This window comes from Ramlibacter sp. MAHUQ-53, assembly GCF_052600055.1.
In genome coordinates this window covers 272,585-291,699 of record NZ_JBQWTS010000002.1, presented here as the reverse complement: position 1 = coordinate 291,699, position 19,115 = coordinate 272,585, and the positions used below count along the sequence as shown (strand labels likewise).

The window sequence follows — 19,115 nt, the reverse complement described above, 5'->3', positions numbered from 1 at the left end:
CCGTTCCGCGGCCCCCCGCGGGTGCGAACCGCTCCCCGTCCCGCCCCTCCACCCTGGCCAGCACCCGCGCGGTGCGAAGGAAGTTTTCTTGCGCAGCGATTTCGGCAGTTCGACGCTCGTTCGCCTGCTCGGCGACTGGACGCCCGTGGAGGCGGACGCGTCGGCGATGGACTTCGCCGAGCGCCTGAGCCTGTGGCTCAACGCCTTCGACGCCATCGGCCTGCAAGCCGCGCACCAGGCGATCCGCGCGATCGACGCGCCCGCGCCGGCGCGCCCCCGCAGCGGGCGCGCGCCCACCGCCGCCGACCTGGCGGCGGACGTGCAGCGCGTGCGCGGCGCGCTGGCCCATGCCATCGCGCAGTCGCCCAGCCCGCTGGACCTGGCCGAGGCCGAGGACGGCAGCTTCCAGCCCTACCACCACCGCCACCTGGCCTTGCAGCGCCAGATGGAGCAACTGATTTCCGGCCTGCGTGACCACGTCCGCCAGGCCATCTCCCGGGCCTCCACCGCGCTGCGCCAGCTCGCCGCGCTGGACGCCGCCCTGGAGCAGACCCTCGCCGCGCGCGAGCAGGCGCTGATGCCCACCACGGCCGGCCTGCTGCAGCGGCGGTTCGAACAACTCCGCCAGGCGCACCGCCAGGCCCTCGACGCCGCGGGCGCGCCGGACGACCCGGCCCGCTGGCGCGCGCCCGGCGGCTGGCTGGCCGCCTTCGAGCCGCAGTGGCGCGAAGCCCTGCTCGCCGAGGTGGACCTGCGCCTGGAACCCGTGAAGGGCCTGGTCGAGGCCCTGGACAACGCATCGAAGCAACAAGCATGAACAAGCGATCCTTCATCGCCGCCTTCGCGGCCGGCCTGGCGGCCGTGGCCTGGGTGGGCCTGGGCTTCGCCGGCAACAACGGGCTGGCCCTGGCCATCACCCTCGTGATCGGCGGCGCCTACCTGGCGGGCGCCTGGGAGCTGCGGCAGTACCGCGCCGCCACCGCCGCCCTGGCCGGCGCGCTCGACGACATCCCCCAACCGCTGGAGCGGCTGTCGGACTGGCTCGATCGCGTGCCGGCCTCGCTGCGCCACGCGGTGCGCCTGCGCGTCGAGGGCGAGCGCGTCGCGCTGCCCGCGCCGGCCCTCACCCCCTACCTGGTCGGCCTGCTGGTCATGCTGGGGATGCTGGGCACCTTCCTGGGCATGGTGGTCACCTTCAAGGGCACCGTCTTCGCGCTCGAAGGCTCGGGCGACCTGCAGGCCATGCGTTCGGCGCTGGCCGAGCCGATCCGGGGCCTGGGCCTGTCATTCGGCACCTCGGTGGCCGGCGTGGCCGCCTCGGCCATGCTGGGCCTGATGTCGGCGATCTGCCGGCGCGAGCGCATGGAGGCGGGCCGCGCCCTCGACGGCCGCACCGCCGGCGCGCTGCGCGCCTTCTCCGCCACCTCGCAGCGCGAGGAGGCCCTGCGCGCGCTGCAGGCCCAGGCCGGCGCCCTGCCCGAGGTGGCCCGCCGGCTCGAGGCGCTGATGGACCGCATCGAGCAGCGCAGCCAGCAGCTCGACGAACAGCTGCTCGATCGGCAGGCCCGCTTCCAGGAGGGCGCCTCCCGCGCCTACGGCGAGCTGGCGCAGTCGGTGGGCGCGTCGCTGCGGGACAGCCTGGCCGCCGGCGCGCGCGCCGCGGGCGAGAGCATCACCCCGGTGGTGGAGGCCGCGATGGCCCGCATCGCGCAGGACACGCAGGGCCTGCATGCCCGCCTGGGCGACGCCGCGAAGGCGCAGGCCGATGCCCTGGCACAGCGGCTGGAGGGCTCGGCGCGCGAGGTGGCCACCGGCTGGCAGTCCGCGCTGCAGGCGCATGCCCGCACCAGCCAGGCGCTGGCCGCCGACCTGCAACAGGCCCTGGCCGGCTTCAGCGCAGGCTTCGAGCAGCGCGGCACGGCGCTGGTCGCCGCGGTGAACGACAGCATGGCCCGCTCGCAGGCGCTGCATGCCGACAGCGAGCAGCAGCGCCTGCAGGCCTGGACGGGCGCGCTGCAGGCCCTGGCCGCCGACTTGCAGGCGCAGTGGCAACGCGCCGGCGAACTCGCCCGCGCGCAGCAGCAGGCCATCGGCCAGTCGCTGCAGCAGCTGGCCGACCAGATGGCGGCCCGCGCCAGCGCGCAGGCCGGCGCCGACGAACAGCGCCTGCAGGCCTGGACCGGCGCGCTGCAGGCCCTGGCCGCCGACGTCCACGCGCAGTGGCGTCAGGCCGGCGAGCAGGCCCTCGCGCAGCAGCAGGCCATCGGCCAGTCGCTGCAGCAGGTGGCCGACCAGGCCGCGGCCCGCGCCAGCGCCCAGGCCGGCGCCGACGAACAGCGCCTGCAGGCCTGGACCGGCGCGCTGCAGGCCCTGGCCGCCGACCTGCAGGCCCGGTGGCAGCAGGCCGGCGAACTGGCCCTCGCGCAGCAGCAGGCCATCGGCCAGTCGCTGCAACAGGCTGCCGACGACATCACCGCCCGCGTCGGCGCGCAGGCCGGCCGCACGCTGGAAGACGCCGCGCAGCTCGTGGCGCGCAGCGAGGAACTGGTCCGCTCGCGGGTCGAATCCGAAGCCCGCTGGACCGAGGACCAGGGCCGGCGCATGGACGAACTCGCCGGCCTCTGGCGCAGCGAGCTGTCCGCCCTGCGCGGCGAGGAAGCCGCGCGCGGCCAGGCCGCCGTCGAGCGCCTGGGCCAGCTCGAGTCGGCCGTCGGCCAGCACCTGGCCACACTGGGCGCGGCGCTCGAGGCGCCGCTGTCGCGCCTGCTGGCCTCCGCCGCCGAGGTGCCGCAGGCCGCGGCCGGCGTGATCACCCAGCTGCGCGAGGAAATGGCGAGGATGTCCGAGCGGGACAACGCGGCGCTGGACGAGCGCACCGCCCTGCTCTCGCAGCTGGCGCAGCTGCTGCAGTCGGTGCAGGCCGCGACCGGCGAGCAGCGCGCCGCCATCGAGACCCTGGTGGCTTCGGCCGCCTCGGTGCTGGGTGAGGCGGGCGAGCGCTTCGCGCAGGCGCTGCAGGCGCAGGCCGAGCACACCGCCGGCGTGTCCACCCAGGTGGGCGCCAGCGCGGTCGAACTCGCCAGCCTGGCCGAGGCCTTCGGCCAGGGCGTGCAGGCCTTCCAGGCCACCAACGACCGCCTGGTCGACAGCCTCGAGCGGCTGGAGGCCTCCATCACCCAGTCCAGCGCGCGCAGCGACGAGCAGCTCGCCTACTACGTGGCGCAGGCGCGCGAGGTCATCGACCTGAGCATCGCCTCGCAGCAGGGCCTGGTGGAGAACCTGCGGCAGCTGCAGCCGGCGCTGGCGGAAGGGGCGCGGGCATGACAGGCCCGGAGTTCGCGGACGGCGACGACGACGGGGGACAGGTCGCCCCGGTCTGGGCCGTCTTCGGCGACCTGATGGCGGGCCTGCTCGGCGCCTTCGTCCTGGTGCTGGCCGGCGTGCTGGTGGTGCAGATGGACCTGGTGGCCAGCCTCAAGTCCGAAGTGGAGAAGCGCCGCGTCGAGGAGCAGCGCCGCATGGCGCTGGAGAAGGCGCTGGCGATCCCGCTGGCCTCGGGCCGGGTGACGCTGGCCAACGGCCGCATCGGCATCAGCGGCAGCGTGCTGTTCGCCCTCAACTCCGACCAGCTGCGGCCCGAGGGCCGGCAGCTGCTGAAAAGCCTGGTGCAGCCGCTGCAGGTGTACCTGGGCGAGCGCGGCGAGGTGCTGATGGTCAGCGGCTTCACCGACGACAAGCCGATCCAGGGCGGCAACCGCCGCTTCGACGACAACCTCGAGCTGTCCGCGCAGCGGGCCCTCACCGTGACCCGCGCGCTGATCGCCGAGGGCCTGCCGGCCTCGCAGGTCTTTGCCGCCGCCTTCGGCGCGGAGCAGCCGGTGGCCCCGAACGACAGCGAGGGCGGCCGCGCGAAGAACCGGCGCGTGGAGATCGCGCCCGTGCCGCGCGCCGCCGGGGCGGCCGCCAGGCCATGACCGCTCCCGACGCCGCCGGCACCGAAGCTGCCGCACTGCAGGACGCCGCCGCCGCCCAGGCGCGCCTGGCCGACCTGCGCCGCGACGGCGCCTGGCGGCTCGACCCGTCACGCTTCGGCTACCTGGAGGCGCTGGCCCGCCGCCTGCCGGCGCAACCCGAGGCGGTGCAGGCCGCGCTGCTGGCGCGCCTGCTGGCGGGGGTGGACGACTACGCGCAGCGCTTCGCGCAGGCCCGCCGGCAATCCGGCGAGGAGGCCGCGCGCGTGGCGGCGAAGCAGCCGGCGCTGGCCCGCGAGCTGCGCCGCCTGCAGGCCACCGGGGACGTGCACGGCGTGCGCCGCCTCGCGGCCCGTGCGGCGCAGCCCGCGGGCTGCGAGCCGCTGGCGCAGCTCAATGCCTGGCTGCGCGAGGCCTCGCCCTCCCTGCGCGAGGCGCAGGCGACGGGCGAGCCGGCGCGCCGCGACGAGCTGGCCAGCGTGCGTCGTTTCCGGCGCACCTGGACCAGCCAGCGCAGCCTCGAGCGCGTGGAACAGGCCGTGGCCCGCAAGCCGGCCAATGCCGGCCCGCTGAACTCGCACGCGCTGGTGCTGCAGTCGCTCGCCGTGATGCGGGCCCTCTCGCCCGATTACCTGCGCCGTTTCCTCGCGCAGGTGGAGTCGCTGCAGTGGCTGGAGCGGGCCCGACAGCAGTACCCCGCGAAGGCGGCGAAGGCGAAGCGGGCAAGGGCAAGGGGTCAGGTCTTGCATCAACGCGGCAGTTGACCTGCGGCGCCGAGAGGCGCCTGTAATGTCGGTATGGTCGCGTTGATGCAAGACCTGACCCCATCCCCTCACGCCCCGCGGAACAGCGCCAGCCCCCAGCGCGTGAACTTCACCGGCAGGTGGTAGTGCTGCGCCACGTCCAGCACCTCGAAGCGGAACACCGCCACCTCCTGGAAGAAGCGCTCCTGGGTGGCCTCGCGCTCGCGCCACCAGTCGCCGAGGTGGAAGTGCGCCTCGTAGGTGCCGGCCTCGACGCCGGCCCCGGTGGTGACGGGATGGTCCAGCGCCCCGCCCGCGCCCAATGCGCCCTCGGCGATGCAGCGGGAGGACCCCGCCTCCAGCCGCAGCAGGCGCACCCGCATGCCGGCCGCCGGAACGCCTGCGGCCACATCGACCGCGTGAAGGGAAATGCCACCCGCCATCGCTTCGCTCCTCGAAGTTGAATTCACCGGCGCGCCGCCGGCACCAGCAGCGCGCCCACGGCCGCCGCCGCCGACAGCACCACGAACCCGGCCGACAGGTCCAGCCCGCGGCTGATCGCCGCGAAGGCCACCGGGCCAGCCACCAGCCCCAGGTACATCGGCACCATGGCCGCCGCCGTCGCCGCGGCGATGCCCTCGCCGCCGCTGCGCGTGGCGACCTCGGACAGGAAGACGCCGTTCCAGCCGCTGGCGCTCAGGCCGAAGGCCGCCGCGAGCAGCGCCAGGGCCGGCCCCGGCAGGCTGGCCCCGGTGAGCCCCAGCGCCAGCGCGCACACGGCCATGAGCGCGCCCAGGCCCCGCAGCACCCGGATCGCGCCGCCCGAGCGGCTCGCCACCCAGCCCCAGAGCGGCCGGCCCACCAGGCCCGCGCCCTGCGCGGTGGCGGCGAGCGCGCCGGCGGTGGTGAGGGGCACGTCGCGCACCGCCACCATCCAGGTCACGAGGAAGGTGTTCATGCACACCTGCGTGGCGCCGAAGGCGGCGGCGGCCAGGGCCAGGCGCTGCAGGTCGGCACGCCCGCGCAGCACCGAGACCCACGACAGCAGCGGATGCGCCGCGCCCGCGCCCGCAGGCGGCGCGGCCACCGGCATCGCATGCCGGCGCGAGGGCCCGGCCAGGGCGAGGGCCAGCAGCGCCAGCAGGCCGGCCACGCCCAGCACCGCCGCCCGCCAGCCGCCCCACAGCGCCAGCGCCGGCAGCAGCAGCGAGGCCGTCACCGCGCCGACCTGCACGCCGGTCTGCTTGAGGGAGAAGTAGAAGGGGCGGCGCTCGGTCGGCACATGGTGCCCCAGGAGCTGCGAGGCCGGCGGCGCCTCGAAGCCATGGCCGATGCCGATGCACACCGCCGCCCCCCAGAACAGCGCCGGCTCGCCCGCCGCGATCGCGACCAGGCCCAGCGCGCAGCCGGCCAGCGCGAACCGGGCCACCGCCCAGGGGCCGACCCGCTGCACCAGCGCGCCGGTGGCCAGCGAGGCGAGCAGGGCCGAGCTCCAGACCAGGCCGGAGAACAGGCCCACCGCCTCGCGAGACAGGCCGGTGTCGGCGGCGATGCGCGGCGCCAGCGCCGCCACGCCCATGAGGGACAGCGAGCAGGCGGCCAGCACCGCGCCGAGCCAGGCGGCCACGGGCAGGCTGGAGCGGCCGGCGTGGCTCACGGGCGGACCCCGCTCAGCCCCGCAGGCGGCGCGAGAGGCCGGTGGCCCGCTCCATCACGATCATCATCACCAGGGTGACCAGGATGGTCACGCCCGAGAGCGCGGCGATGGTCACGTCGAGCTTGCCCTCCAGGTCCTGCCACATGCGGATCGGGAGCATGTCGGTGCGGGCGTCGCGCAGGAACAGGGACACCGGCACGTTGTCGAACGAGGACATGAAGGCGATGAAGGCGCCCGCCAGCACGCCCGGCCGGATCAGGGGCAGCGTGACGCGGCGAAAGCCGTACCAGCGCGAGGCGCCCAGGCTGGCCGAGCTTTCCAGCAGCGAGGGATCCATCTGCGCCAGGGCGGCGGTGGTGGTGCGGATCACGTAGGGCACGCAGACGGCGGTGTGGCCGATCACCAGGGTGGCGGTGGACACCGGCAGGCCCGCGGCGCTGAAGGCCATGAGGGCGGCGATGCCGAAGGCCAGCGCCGGCAGCACCAGCGGCGACATGAACAGCGAGTCGAGCACCCGCGCCCTGCGCGTGGGCGAGCGGGCGATGGACAGCGAGGCCGCCACGCCCAGCACCACCGAGAGCACGGTGGTGGCCACGCCCACCTTCAGGCTGTTCCAGGCGGCGAAGTGCAGCTGCTCGGACTCCAGCAGCTCGGCATACCAGCGCAGCGAGTAGCCCGGGGGCGGGAACTTGAGCGAGTAGCTGTCGGTGAAGGAGACGGTGACCACCACCAGGGTGGGCGCCACCAGCAGCAGCAGCGTCACCAGCGCCAGCAGGCCCAGCGAGCCGCGGAAGATGACGGTGGACAGGGTCATTCGGCGGGCCATGGTCCCCTCCTCAGTTCGTCGGCACGCGGGAGGCGCGGCCCAGCATGTTGAAGGCGCTGACGCAGACGATCACGGTGGCCAGGAAGGTCAGCGCGATGGCGGCGGCGAACGGGTAATTCGAGAGCGCCGAGGCCTGCTGGTACAGGTACATCGGCATGAACAGCATCTGGCCGCCGCCGATCAGCGACTGCGAGATGAAGGCGGTGATCGCCGCCGCGAACGTGAGCAGCGAGCCGGCCACGATGCCGGGCAGGGACAGCGGCAGGGTCACCTTGCGGAAGGTCTGCCACTCGCTGGCGCCCAGCGAGGCGGAGGCGTCGGCGAGGTTGACGTCCACCTTCTGCAGCGCGTTGATCAGGGGCAGCACCATCAGGGGCAGCTGCACGTTGGCCAGGGCGACCACCAGGCCGCCGCGGGTGTAGAGCATCTTCAGCGGCTCCTCGATCCAGCCGAGGTTCATCAGCACGCCGTTGACGATGCCCTGGCGGCCCAGGATCACGATCCAGGCGAAGGTGCGCACCACCACGCTCGTGAGCAGCGGCAGCATGATGATGAAGATCACCACCGGCTGCAGCCGCGCCGGCATGCGCACGAACACCCAGGCCAGCGCGTACCCCAGCACCAGGCTCAGGAGCGTGACCTGGATCCCGAGCCACAGCGTGTCGGCCAGCACCAGCAGGCCGAACGCGTCGAACATCTTGGACCACTGGGCGAGCGAGCCCCACTGCGTCATCGCCGCGTCGCCGTAGAAGCTGACCACCCCGAGCATGCCCAGGGGCGCCAGGAAGAACAGCATCATGCCCACGGCCAGCGGCGAGGCGAGCCAGAGGGAGTAGGCGGTGACGGGCAGTCGACGCAGCATGGGGCTCACCTTTTCGTCAGACCTTGACTTCGCGGTTGAAACGCTCGATCCACTGGGCGCGGTGCTCGTTGATCTTCTTCCAGTCCTGGAAGACGAAGCGCTTCTTCATGTCGGCCTGGTCCTTGGCCAGCACCTTGGCGATCTCGCCGGCCATCTTGACCTTGGAGTTGGTCGGCACGATGAGGAAGGGGCTGTCCATCAGCTTGGCCTGCACCTCGGGCGAGATGGCGGCCTCGATCAGGGCCACGGCCAGGTCGCGGTTCGGCGCGTTCTTGACCACGTGGATGGTGGTCTTGAAGGCGATGGCGCCTTCCTTGGGCGTGACGAATTCCACCGGCACGCCGCGCGCCTTGAGGATCTGGATGGCGTTGAAGTTGCCAGGGGAGATGTCGATCTGGCCCTGCTGGAACAGCGTCGCCAGGGCGCCCGGGTTGGCGGCGACGGCGGCCAGGTTCGGCTTGAGGTCGTTCAGCGCCTTGAAGCCGGGCTCCACGTTGCCCTCGTTGCCGCCGAACATGCGGGCGATCTCCACCAGGAAGCCGGTGCCGAGGGTGGAGTTCAGGTTGGTGATGCCCACGCGGCCCTTGAACTCGGGCTTCCACAGGTCGCGCCAGGAAGTGGGCGCGGTCTTGATCTTCTCGGGGTTGTAGGTCAGGCCCACCACCTGGAAGAAGATGGCCGGGCCGGTGGCCTCCTGCGCCTCGGGGATCAGGTCCTTGTAGTTGCGGCTCTGGGCCACCGGGAAGTCCTCGGTCAGGCCCTGGCCGATGGCGGTGAGGGCCGGGCCCGGGTCATGCAGCATCACGTCGATCGGCGGGTTGTTGCGCGCGGCGCTGACCTTGGCGATCTGGTCCACCGAGAGCATCGGGTCCAGCGTGATGTCGGCCTTGGTGGCGGCGCGGAACGCCGGCACGAGGACGGCCTTGTGCGCCTCCTCCCAGCTGCCGGTGAAGGTGGCGAAGACCAGGCGCTTGGCCTGCGCGTGGCTCATGCCCGGGAACAGGTGCATGGCGCCCAGCGTCAGGCTGGCCTGGAGTAGTTGACGACGTGAGGTCATGGGAGGCTCCTTGAGGACGAGGGGAATGTCTGCGGTCGTCAGGCCGCGAACGCGTTGACCAGGGCGCCGGGGCACAGCTGCGCGCGCACCCGCGCGCCCGGCTCGAGGGCCGGCGCGCCGGCGCTGCGCGATTGCACGACCTTGACCGCGTCGCCGCCGGCCAGTCGCACGTCCTGGATGATGTGGGCGCCCTGGGGCAGGCTCAGTTCGAGCTCGCCGGGCAGGCCGGCGCCGTCGGCCACCAGGGCCAGGTGCTCGGGCCGGATGCAGACGGTGACGGCGTCGCCGGCCTTCAGGCCCGGCGTGACCAGGCGCGCTGGCAGCCGGGTGCCGCCCACCTCCACCTCGCCGGGGCCGGCCACGCGGCCGGCCAGGCTGTTGGCCGTGCCCACGAACTGGTTCACGAACAGGGAGGCCGGCTCGTCGTAGACGGTGTTGGGCGGGGCGCACTGCTCCAGGCGGCCCTTGTTGATCACGGCCACACGGTCGGCCATGGACAGGGCCTCCTCCTGGTCGTGCGTGACCATGATGCAGGTGATGCCGGCCATGCGCTGGATGCGCTTGACCTCGATCTGCATGTCCAGCCGCAGGCTCTTGTCCAGGGCGGCGAAGGGCTCGTCCAGCAGCAGGATGCGCGGGCTCACCGCCAGCGCGCGGGCCAGCGCCACGCGCTGCTGCTGCCCGCCGGACATCTCGCGCGGCAGGCGCTCGGCCAGGTGCGACATCTGCACCATCTCCAGCATCTCCCTGGCGCGGGCCACCTGCTTGGCGCGCGGCTCGCCGCGGCAGGCCAGGCCGTAGGCCACGTTGTCCAGCGCGGTCATGTGCGGGAACAGCGCGTAGTTCTGGAACACCACGCCGACCTCGCGCGCGCTGGGCGGCAGGTCGTCGATGGCGCGGCCGCCAACCACGACGCGGCCCTCGGTCTGCTCGACGAAGCCGGCGATGATCCGCAGCAGCGTGGTCTTGCCGCAGCCCGAGGGACCGAGCAGGGCGACCAGCTCGCCGGCCTTGATTTCCAGGGTGACGCCGTCGACGGCGGCGACCGGCGCGCCACGATAGCGCTGGACGATGCCATCCAGCGTGAGGTCGTAGGCGGCGGTCTGGAGCTTGTCGGGCGCGTTCATGGCTGCTTCCTGGCGGGACGCTTGCGCGGGGCGGGGGTGGAGAGTTCGGCGAACAGCGCATCGAGGCTGTCGCCGGCGGCGGATTCCATCGGCGCCTCGAGCGAGGACTCGATGTGCTCCAGGTGGCTGACCATCAGGCGGGCGGCGAGCTTCGCATCGCCCTGCTCGATGGCCTCGATGATCCGGTCATGCTCGTCGTCGCGACAGGTGGCGGGCGTGGGCGCCTGGTTGGCCAGGATGGCCAGGCAGGTGCGCAGGGTCAGTTCGTCCATGGACTTGGCGATGGCGCGGTTGCCCGCAGCCTGCGCCAGCGCCCGGTGGAACTCCCCGGACAGGCGCACCGCGGTGCGGCGGTCGCCGGCCTCGTGGGCCTTCTGCTCCTCGCGCACGATGCGGCGCAGGCCCAGCGCGCCCTTCTTCGTGCAGTGGGAGCACAGGCGGGCGACGACCCAGGGCTCGATCAGGCGGCGCGCCTCGAAGATCTCGCGGGTCTCGTCCATGTCGGGCGCGACCACGGTCACGCCGCGATGGGGCTGGCGCTCGACCAGGCCCTCGTGCTCCAGGCGCAGGAGCACCTTGCGCACCTGGGTGCGGCTCACGTCGAACAGGCCGGCCAGCTTTTCCTCGCGCAGGCGGGTGCCGGGCGCGATGCGGTGCTCGGTCAGGCCAGAGACGATCTGGTCATACATGCGCTGGGTGCGGGCGGCGACATCGCCCCCCTCGGCGCGTGCGGCCGGTCGTTCAGCGGATTCGGTTCGGGTGGATCCCATGGTTCCTCTCTTGCAACTCGCATGCCAGGCAACCGGACCCCGTGTTCCGGCGCCGCTGCAGGCAGGATACAGGGTTTGCAGATTTTGGATACAAGATTTAAAGTGGCTTGCGTCCAAAATGCACCAAGGAATGTCCCCAATCCAGGGCGTCCGCACCAACTCCGTGCCTTGGGGGCGGGACGGCGCCCGAAGACGCGCTGGCTCGAAGATTGCGAGAAGACAGCCCACATTTCAAGGAGACGTTTCATGACCCGCACCTTGCTGGGCATGCTCACCCCCTCGTCCAACACGGTGCTGGAGCCGGTCACCTGCGACATGCTGCGGGAAGTGCCCGAGGCCAGCGCGCACTTCGGCCGCTTCGCCGTCACCCGCATCGCCCTGAGCGAGGGCGCCCTCGCCCAGTTCGCCTCCCCGGGCGTGATGCAGGCGGCCACCCTGCTCTCGCACGCGCACTGCCAGGTGATCGGGTGGAGCGGCACCTCCTCCTCCTGGCTCGGGTTCGACGCCGACGAGCGCCTGGTGCAGGCGATCGAGGCCGAGACCGGCGCCAGGGGCTGCACCTCGGTGCTGGCGCTCAACGAGATCCTGGCGCGCACCGGCGCGCGCCGCCTGGCCCTGGTCACGCCCTACCTGGACGACGTGCAGGCGAAGATCATCGCCAACTACGCCGCCGCCGGCATCGAGGTGGTGGCCGAGCGCCATCTGGGCTTGGAGGACAACTTCTCCTTCAGCGAGGTCACCGCCGGCCAGCTGCGCGCCATGTGCCAAGAGGTGGCGCAGGCCCGGCCCGACGCCATCGCCATCCTGTGCACCAACCTGCGCGGCGGCCCGCTGGTACCCGAGCTCGAGGCCGAACTCGGCATCCCCGTCTACGACAGCGTGGCCACCGTGGTGTGGAAGGCGCTGCAGCTCGCGGGCATCGACACCCGCCGCATCCAGGCCTGGGGCCGCCTTTTCAAGGAAGTCACGTGAACACCGAATTCGATACCGTGATCCGCCGCGCGGAGATCGCCACCGCCACCGACCGCTACCTGGCCGACATCGGCATCCGCGGCGGGCGCATCGTCACCATCGGCCAGGACCTGGGCCCGGGCCGCGAGACGCTGGACGCCGCGGGCCGCCTCGTCACCCCCGGCGGCGTGGACGCCCACTGCCACCTGGACCAGCCCATGTCCGACGGCTCGAAGATGGCCGACGACTTCCTCACCGGCACACGCTCGGCGGCCTGCGGCGGCACCACCACCCTCATCCCCTTCGCCTGCCAGTTCAAGGGCCAGAGCCTGCAGGCCGCGGTCGACGACTACCACGCCCGCGCCGAGGGCAAGGCCGCCATCGACTACGCCTTCCACCTGATCGTGAGCGACCCCACGCCCGCGGTGCTGAAGGAGGAACTGCCGCGGCTCGTGGGCGAGGGCTACACCTCGTTCAAGGTCTACATGACCTATGACGACATGAAGCTCGGCGACCGCCAGATCCTGAACCTGCTGGCGGTGGCCCGGCGCGAGGGCGCGATGGTCATGATCCACGCCGAGAACAGCGACTGCATCGCCTGGCTCACCGAGCAGATGCTGGACGCCGGCCTCACCGCGCCGCGCTACCACGCCCATGCCCGCCCGATGCTGGTGGAACGCGAGGCCACGCACCGCGCCATCGCCCTGGCCGAACTGGCCGATGTGCCGGTGCTGATCGTCCACGTCTCCGGCCGCGAGGCGGTGGAGCAGATCCGCGCCGCGCAGGGCCTGGGCCTCAAGGTCTACGGCGAGACCTGCCCGCAGTACCTGTTCCTCACCGCGGAGAACCTCGACCTCGAAGGCTTCGAGGGCGCCAAGTGCATCTGCAGCCCGCCGCCCCGCGACAAGGCCAACCAGGAAGTGATCTGGCGCGGCCTGGAGAACGGCACCTTCCAGGTGTTCTCCTCCGACCACGCGCCCTTCGCCTTCGCCGGCCCGAACGGCAAGCAGGTCCACGGCAAGGACGCCCCCTTCAGCGAGGTGCCCAATGGCATCCCCGGGCTGGAGACGCGCATGCCGCTGCTGATGTCGCACGGCGTGATCGACGGCCGCATCGACATCCACAGCTTCGTCGCCCTCACCGCCACCAACGCCGCCAAGATCTACGGCCTGTTCCCGCGCAAGGGCACGATCGCCGTCGGCTCGGACGCCGACCTGGTGATCTGGGACATGGACAGCCCGCGTGAAATCCGCAACGAGCAGCTGCACCACGCGGTCGACTACACGCCCTACGAGGGCATCGAGGTCAAGGCCTGGCCGGCGCTGACGATGTCGCGCGGCGCCGTGGTCTGGAAGGACGGCCAGTACCTGGGCCGCGAGGGCCATGGCCAGTTCCTGGCCTGCGACCGCCCGGCCCCCGCGCAGGTGCGCGGGCGCGGCCACCGCGGCCCGCTGTGGCAACCCACGTGACGGGAGCGAGGCGATGACGCAACCCTGGCAGCTGCCCGCCCGCGCGATCGCGCGGGCCGTGTCCCGGCGCGAGCTGGGCGCCGAGGAGGTCGCGCGCAGCGTGCTGCAGCGGCTGGACGCGGTGAACCCCCGGCTCAACGCCGTCATCGGCCATGACGCCGCCTGGACCCTGGCCCAGGCGCAGGCCGTGGACCGCCGCCTCGCCGCCGGCGAGATGCTGCCCCTGGCCGGCGTGCCGGTCACGGTGAAGGACAACATCTGGGTCGGCGGGCGCCGCATCACCCAGGGCTCGCTCGCCTTCAAGGACTTCATCGCCCCGCGCGACGCCTGGTCGGTGGAGCGCCTGGCCTCGCTGGGCGCGGTCATCGTCGGCATCACCAACTGCTCGGAGTTCGCCTGCAAGGGCGTCTCCAACAACAAGGTCCACGGCATCACCCGCTCGCCCTGGGACCTGCGGCTCACCCCTGGCGGCTCCTCCGGCGGAGCGGTCAGCGCCACGGCTGCCGGCATCGGCGCGCTGGCCCTGGCCACCGATGCCGGCGGCTCCACCCGGCGCCCCGCCGCCCACACCGGGCTGGTGGGCATGAAGCCCAGCTTCGGCCTGATCCCCTGCGGCCCGGGTTTCGACGAGCCGAACTTCGGCCTCTCGGTCATGGGCCAGATCGGCCGCGACGTCGCCGACGTCGCGCTGATGTGGGAGCAGCTCCAGGGCTACTCGCACGGCGACTGGGGCTCGCAGGCGGCGCGCGCCGCGCGCCCCGCCCTGGAGGCCCCGCCCCCGCGCACCCTGCGCATCGCCTGGAGCCCCGACCTGGGCTGCGGCTTCGCCATCGACGCCGACGTGCACGCCACCCTGGAGGCGCTGGTGCGCCGCCTCGAGGCCGACGGCTACGCCATCGACGAGGCCGCACCCGCCTGGCCCGCCGGCGTGCGCGAGTACCCGCTGCTGAAGCTGCAGCAGGCCGGCCTCGCCGCCCTGCACGGCGCGGCGCTGGACGCCGACCCGGACCTCCTCGACCCCGACATCGCCGCCCAGGTGCGCCTGGGCCGCCAGCACAGCGCGGTGGACATCGCCCAGGTCCTGACCCTGCGCGAGCACATCTACGCCGCCTACGCCGATTTCTTCACCCGCTACGACCTGCTGCTGTGCCCCACCACGCCCACCGTGTCGTGGCCGGTGGACCAGCTCGGCCCCGCCGAGATCGGCGGCCAGCCCGCCGGCCCGCGCGGGCATGCGGTGTACACGCCCTTGTTCAACTACGCCCAGGCCCCGGCCTGCTCGGTGCCGGCCGGCCTCGCGCGCAGCCTGCCGGTGGGCCTGCAGGTGGTGGGCCGCCGCTACGACGACGCCGGCGTGCTGGCCATGGCCGCCCACCTCGAGCGCCTGGCCGGCCCGCAATCCCGCCCCGCCCTCTGGACCGAGGCCTGAGCGCCAACTGCCCGCCACCCGCCCGCCACCGTCACGCCCAATGAAACTGCTCCTGATCAACCCCAACATCTCCGACAGCGTCTCGCAGCTGATTCGCGAGGAGGCGCAGCGCAGCGCCTCCCCCGGCACCGAGGTGCAGGTGGTCACCGCCGCCGCCGGCGTGGCCTACATCGAAACCCGCTTCGAGGCCATGCTGGGCGCGCACGCCGCCGCCCAGCTCGCCGCCCAGCACCATGCGCAGGCCGACGCGGTCATCGTCGCCGCCTTCGGCGACCCCGGCCTGATGGCGCTGCGCGAGGTGCTGCCCTGCCCCGTCACCGGCCTGACCGAGGCGGCGCTCGCCAGCGCCTGCCTGCTGGGGCAGCGCTTCTCGATCGTCGCGATCTCGCAGCGCATTCGGGCCTGGTACGCCGAGACGGTGCAGGCCTACGGCCTCGCCTCCCGCCTGGCCAGCATCCGCGGGCTGGACGAGCCACTGGCCGACATCGGCAACGTGCAGGGCGACCAGGGCGAGCGCCTGGTGCAGCTAGCCGAGCGCTGCGTGCGCGAGGACGGCGCCGACGTGATCGTGCTGGCCGGCGCGCCGCTGGCGGGCCTGGCGCGCAGCATCCAGGGCCGCATCCCGGTGCCGGCGGTGGACGGCGTGTCCAGCGCGGTGCGCCATGCCGAGACCCTGGTCAGGATGAACGCCGGCCTGGCGCGCACCGGCAGCTTCGCCCCGCCCCCGGCCAAGGCCCACCAGGGCCTCACGCCCGAGATCGTGGCGCTGCTCGCCCAGGCACGGCACCAGCGCGGCGCAGGCGGCTGAGGCCGGTGCGCGATCCCCGTGCATCCTGGCTCCAAGACCGGCTGAAATTGGATACAGGATCAGGCACGCTTGTTGCGACGTTCTCCCCGGAGCCACACCCCGTGGCCTATCACTAGACGGAGAGAACCCATGAAGAAACTCGTTGCCCTGCTGGCGCTCGCCTCGGCGGCGCTGATGCCCCTGGCCACCTCGGCCCAGGAACCGGTGAAGCTCGCGTTTCCCAAGTGCGCGCACTGCGTGCCCCTGTCCCTGGTGCCCGAGTACGCCCAGGGCGTGAAGGTGGAGGCCATCCCCTTCAACACCGGCAACGACGCCATGACCGCGCTGCTGTCCAAGAGCGTGGACGTGGCCCAGGTCACCTACCTGCACTACGCCACCGCCCTGGACAAGGGCTTCGAGATGGTGGCCATCTCCGGCCAGATCAATGGCGGCTCGCAGATCGTGGTGGGCAATGACCTGCCCCTGGCCGAGAACGACTGGGCCGGCCTGAAGAAGCTGATCGCCGACTACAAGGCCCAGGGCAAGCCGTTCCGCGTCGCCGCCTCCCGCGGCAACGCGCAGGACATCCACATGCGCGGCGCCTTCCTGAAGCACGGCATCGACGTGAACAAGGACGTGCAGTTCGTCAACATACCCAACCCCTCCGACCACCTGCAGGCCCTGCGCCGCGGCGAGATCGAGCTGGTGTGCACGGTGGAGCCCTTCGCCACCCAGATCCGCCAGACCAAGGCCGCCAAGCCCTTCGCCTTCCCGTACGACCAGGCCGCCGGCAAGCTGACCAACCTGGTCGTCACCCGCCCCGACGTGATCGCCTCCAACCCCAAGGGCCTGGAAGGCGTGGTGCGCGCCATCGCCAAGGTGAATGCCACCGTGGCCGCCAACAAGCCGCTGTGGGTCGACACCATCTCCAAGGTGACCGGCCTGGACAAGGCCATCGCCACCGGCGCGATCGAGAACCTGTACCCGGACATCGCCATGCACCGCGCCGAGGCCGTGGCCATCGGCAACATGATGCGCGACCTGAAGTACATCAACGGCGACGTGGCGGCCAAGATCCAGCAGAACATGGACTACCGCTTCCTCGAGGCCGCCACCGGCAAGCCCAAGGCCCAGCTCGGGTACTGACGCCATGCAGGCACTGCGCACGCTCCTCGCCCGCATCGACCGCGCCCTCGTGCCGGTGCTGGTGCTGGCCGGCTGGGAACTGTTCTCGCGGTCGGGCGTGCTGCCCGCCGCGCTGCTGCCCGCGCCCTCGCAGGTGATGGTGGCCTGGGCCGACTGGATCTTCGGCACCGACGGCAACACCCAGACCTACACCGCCCACTGGGTGTTCGACGTCGCCGCCAGCGCCAGCCGGGTGGCGGCGGGCTTCGCCCTGTCCACCACGCTGGGCATCGCGCTGGGCATGGCCATCGGCTGGTCCCGGCGCTTCGAGAAGCTGGTCGAGCCCACGCTGCAGATCCTGCGGCCGGTGCCGCCGGTGTCGTGGATCCCGCTGGCCATCATCTGGTTCGGCATCGCCAACAAGCCGGCGATCTTCCTGGTGTTCGTCGGCTCCTTCTTCCCGGTGCTGCTGTCCACCATCCACGGCGTGAAGACCTGCGACCGCAACCTGCTGCGCGCCGGCGCCATGGCCGGCGGCAAGCCGGGCACGCTGGTGCGCCGCATCGTCTTCCCCGCCGCCCTGCCCTCGATCTTCTCGGGCCTGCGCATCGCCATCGGCTCGGCCTGGATGGTGACCGTCACCGCCGAGATGGTGGCCGTCAAGAGCGGCGTGGGCTACGTGCTGTGGGACTCCTACTACTTCCTGCGCTACGACCTGGTGATCGCCGCCATGGCCAGCATCGGCCTGCTCGGCTTCCTCAGCGACTACGGCATCAAGTCCCTCGCCAGCCACCTGCTTCGCTGGCAGCGCGGCTCCACCCTGCAGGCCCAGGAGGGCTGACCCCATGACCCTGATCACGATCGACCGCGTCTCCCGCCTGTACCAGGACCCCAAGCGGGGCCAGGCCGTCACCGCGCTGCAGGACGTGAGCCTCAGCGTGGGCCGCAACGAGTTCCTGTGCCTGCTCGGGCCCAGCGGCTGCGGCAAGTCCACCCTCCTGAACATGATCGCCGGCTTCGACCACCCGACCTCGGGCACGGTGAGCGTGGGCGGGCAGGTCGTCACCGCGCCCGGCGCCGACCGCGGCGTGGTGTTCCAGCAGCCCACGCTGATGCCCTGGCTGCCGGTGTGGGAGAACGTGGCCTTCCACCTGACCATGGTGGGCGCGCCGCAGGCCGAGCGCCGCGAGCGGGCGCAGCGCTTCATCGACATGGTGGGCCTGCGCGGCTTCGAGAACCACTTCCCCGGCGAGCTCTCGGGCGGCATGAACCAGCGCGTGGGCATCGCCCGGGCGCTGCTGATGAACCCGGAGGTGATCCTGATGGACGAACCCTTCGGCGCGCTCGACGAGCAGACCAAGATGGACATGCACGCCGAGCTGGTACGCATCTGGCGCGAGAGCCAGAGCACCATCGTCTTCGTCACCCATGGCATCGACGAGGCGCTGGCCCTGGGCACGCACGTGGCGGTGATGTCGGCCCGACCGGGCCGCATCCGCGAGCTGCTGCCGATCGACCTGGAGCGCCCGCGCGACCCGACCTCGCCGCGCTTCAACGACTACAAGCGCCACATCCTGCAGCTGCTGCGGCCGCAGGATGCGCTGGGCGCCGCCTCGGCCTCGCAGGCTCCGCACGCCGCGCCGGCCGCCTCGCCGGCGCCGGCGACCGAGACGGCCTGACGTCGGCGCCTCAGGCCTGGCGCGCCAGCGCCACGGCCTGCCAGGCGGCCGCCTCCAGCGCGTCGACCACCGGCACCCGCAGGTGGCGCGCGATGCGGGGCCGGCTGCCAGCCAGCACCGCCCCGCACAGCACCAGCACGTCGAGCCGGGACTCGGCGACCAGGGCGGCGGCATGGTCCGCCAGGGCCTCGTAGACGGAGTCGTCCGGCGCCGGCCCATAGGCCGCCGGCAGCACCGGCGCGGCCCAGCCCGCCATGCGCGCGCCGAAGCCCAGGGCGGCGGCTCGCTCCTGGTACAGGGGCAGCATCTGCGGCCCCAGCGTCATCAGGCCGACCCGCTCGCCGCGCTGGCAGGCGGTGATCAGCGCGGCCTCCAGCATGCCCACCACCGGCACCCGCAGCGCGGGACGCAGCGCGTCGAGGCCGGCGTCGGTGGAGATGCCCACGATCACAGCGTCAAAGCCCTCGGCCTGGGCCAGGCCCAGCGCCAGGGTGGATTGGGCGGCCCGGGCATTGCCTGCACGGTCCGCCACGATGGAAGGGCCCTCGGTGGCGGTCACGCCCACCACCTCGGCCGCCGCGCCGAGGCTGGCGCGCGCGGCGGCGGCCATGCGCTCGGTGACGAAGGTGGAGGTGTTCGGATTGACCAGCAGCAGCTTCATG

General features: G+C 72.7%; 19 protein-coding genes. 11 read left to right on the top strand and 8 right to left on the bottom strand.

The annotated features are described in order from the left end of the window. Positions 1-88 precede the first annotated feature (88 nt). Genes ACT80S_RS04775 through ACT80S_RS04760 form a run of 4 tightly spaced genes read left to right on the top strand, consistent with a single transcriptional unit; the run spans position 89 to position 4,735 of the window. Positions 89-817: a DUF3348 family protein gene (locus ACT80S_RS04775; protein WP_377413297.1), complete on the top strand. Its 729-nt coding sequence runs from the start codon at positions 89-91 to the stop codon at positions 815-817. Then, on the top strand, positions 814-3,324 hold the full coding sequence (locus ACT80S_RS04770; RefSeq protein WP_377413295.1) for a DUF802 domain-containing protein: 2,511 nt from the start codon (positions 814-816) through the stop codon (positions 3,322-3,324). Before ACT80S_RS04775 ends, ACT80S_RS04770 begins: the two co-directional genes overlap by 4 nt. Further along, positions 3,321-3,974 carry an OmpA family protein gene (locus tag ACT80S_RS04765; RefSeq protein ID WP_377413292.1) on the top strand — a complete coding sequence of 218 codons (654 nt, stop codon included), beginning with the start codon at positions 3,321-3,323 and terminating at the stop codon, positions 3,972-3,974. The genes ACT80S_RS04770 and ACT80S_RS04765 overlap by 4 nt, the downstream gene beginning before the upstream one ends. Next, a complete protein-coding gene (locus ACT80S_RS04760) occupies positions 3,971-4,735 on the top strand; it encodes a DUF2894 domain-containing protein (protein ID WP_377413290.1) in 765 nt (254 codons plus the stop codon). The genes ACT80S_RS04765 and ACT80S_RS04760 overlap by 4 nt, the downstream gene beginning before the upstream one ends. 68 nt (positions 4,736-4,803) lie before the next feature. On the opposite strand, the gene ACT80S_RS04755 is transcribed toward ACT80S_RS04760, so the two are convergent. From ACT80S_RS04755 to ACT80S_RS04725, 7 genes are read right to left on the bottom strand one after another with little or no spacing between them, the layout of a single operon-like run. Further along, positions 4,804-5,157 (bottom strand): hydroxyisourate hydrolase, encoded by a 354-nt coding sequence (locus tag ACT80S_RS04755; RefSeq protein ID WP_377413288.1) that lies wholly within the window; start codon positions 5,155-5,157, stop codon positions 4,804-4,806. Positions 5,158-5,180: 23 nt separating this feature from the next. Further along, complete coding sequence (locus ACT80S_RS04750) at positions 5,181-6,371, bottom strand: MFS transporter (RefSeq protein WP_377413286.1); 1,191 nt, start codon at positions 6,369-6,371, stop codon at positions 5,181-5,183. A 13-nt stretch (positions 6,372-6,384) separates the two neighbouring features. Beyond that, positions 6,385-7,197: an ABC transporter permease gene (locus tag ACT80S_RS04745; protein ID WP_377413284.1), complete on the bottom strand. Its 813-nt coding sequence runs from the start codon at positions 7,195-7,197 to the stop codon at positions 6,385-6,387. A 10-nt stretch (positions 7,198-7,207) separates the two neighbouring features. Further along, complete coding sequence (locus ACT80S_RS04740; protein ID WP_377413280.1) at positions 7,208-8,059, bottom strand: ABC transporter permease; 852 nt, start codon at positions 8,057-8,059, stop codon at positions 7,208-7,210. A gap of 16 nt (positions 8,060-8,075) precedes the next feature. Then, positions 8,076-9,116 carry an ABC transporter substrate-binding protein gene (locus ACT80S_RS04735; protein ID WP_377413277.1) on the bottom strand — a complete coding sequence of 347 codons (1,041 nt, stop codon included), beginning with the start codon at positions 9,114-9,116 and terminating at the stop codon, positions 8,076-8,078. 38 nt (positions 9,117-9,154) lie between these two features. After that, complete coding sequence (locus tag ACT80S_RS04730; RefSeq protein WP_377413275.1) at positions 9,155-10,243, bottom strand: ABC transporter ATP-binding protein; 1,089 nt, start codon at positions 10,241-10,243, stop codon at positions 9,155-9,157. After that, entirely contained in the window at positions 10,240-11,013 is a 774-nt protein-coding gene (locus ACT80S_RS04725; protein ID WP_377413273.1) for a GntR family transcriptional regulator, read from the bottom strand. Before ACT80S_RS04725 ends, ACT80S_RS04730 begins: the two co-directional genes overlap by 4 nt. A gap of 246 nt (positions 11,014-11,259) precedes the next feature. Between ACT80S_RS04725 and ACT80S_RS04720 the strand changes: the two genes are divergently transcribed. The 7 genes from ACT80S_RS04720 to ACT80S_RS04690 all read left to right on the top strand — a co-directional run bounded on the left by ACT80S_RS04720 (position 11,260) and on the right by ACT80S_RS04690 (position 18,453). After that, positions 11,260-11,985, top strand: coding sequence for a maleate cis-trans isomerase family protein (locus tag ACT80S_RS04720; RefSeq protein WP_377413271.1), 726 nt, complete (start codon positions 11,260-11,262; stop codon positions 11,983-11,985). Next, positions 11,982-13,433 carry a dihydropyrimidinase gene (gene hydA, locus ACT80S_RS04715; RefSeq protein WP_377413269.1) on the top strand — a complete coding sequence of 484 codons (1,452 nt, stop codon included), beginning with the start codon at positions 11,982-11,984 and terminating at the stop codon, positions 13,431-13,433. Before ACT80S_RS04720 ends, hydA begins: the two co-directional genes overlap by 4 nt. Positions 13,434-13,446: 13 nt before the next feature. Beyond that, positions 13,447-14,862: an amidase gene (locus ACT80S_RS04710; protein ID WP_377413267.1), complete on the top strand. Its 1,416-nt coding sequence runs from the start codon at positions 13,447-13,449 to the stop codon at positions 14,860-14,862. A gap of 40 nt (positions 14,863-14,902) precedes the next feature. Further along, entirely contained in the window at positions 14,903-15,670 is a 768-nt protein-coding gene (locus ACT80S_RS04705) for an aspartate/glutamate racemase family protein (protein WP_377413265.1), read from the top strand. A gap of 129 nt (positions 15,671-15,799) precedes the next feature. Then, a complete protein-coding gene (locus ACT80S_RS04700) occupies positions 15,800-16,795 on the top strand; it encodes an ABC transporter substrate-binding protein (protein WP_377413262.1) in 996 nt (331 codons plus the stop codon). A gap of 4 nt (positions 16,796-16,799) precedes the next feature. Beyond that, positions 16,800-17,615 (top strand): ABC transporter permease, encoded by an 816-nt coding sequence (locus tag ACT80S_RS04695; protein WP_377413259.1) that lies wholly within the window; start codon positions 16,800-16,802, stop codon positions 17,613-17,615. A gap of 4 nt (positions 17,616-17,619) precedes the next feature. Continuing rightward, positions 17,620-18,453: an ABC transporter ATP-binding protein gene (locus ACT80S_RS04690; protein ID WP_377413256.1), complete on the top strand. Its 834-nt coding sequence runs from the start codon at positions 17,620-17,622 to the stop codon at positions 18,451-18,453. Positions 18,454-18,463: 10 nt separating this feature from the next. On the opposite strand, the gene ACT80S_RS04685 is transcribed toward ACT80S_RS04690, so the two are convergent. After that, positions 18,464-19,114: an aspartate/glutamate racemase family protein gene (locus ACT80S_RS04685; protein WP_377413254.1), complete on the bottom strand. Its 651-nt coding sequence runs from the start codon at positions 19,112-19,114 to the stop codon at positions 18,464-18,466. Between the last annotated feature and the right edge of the window lies 1 nt (position 19,115).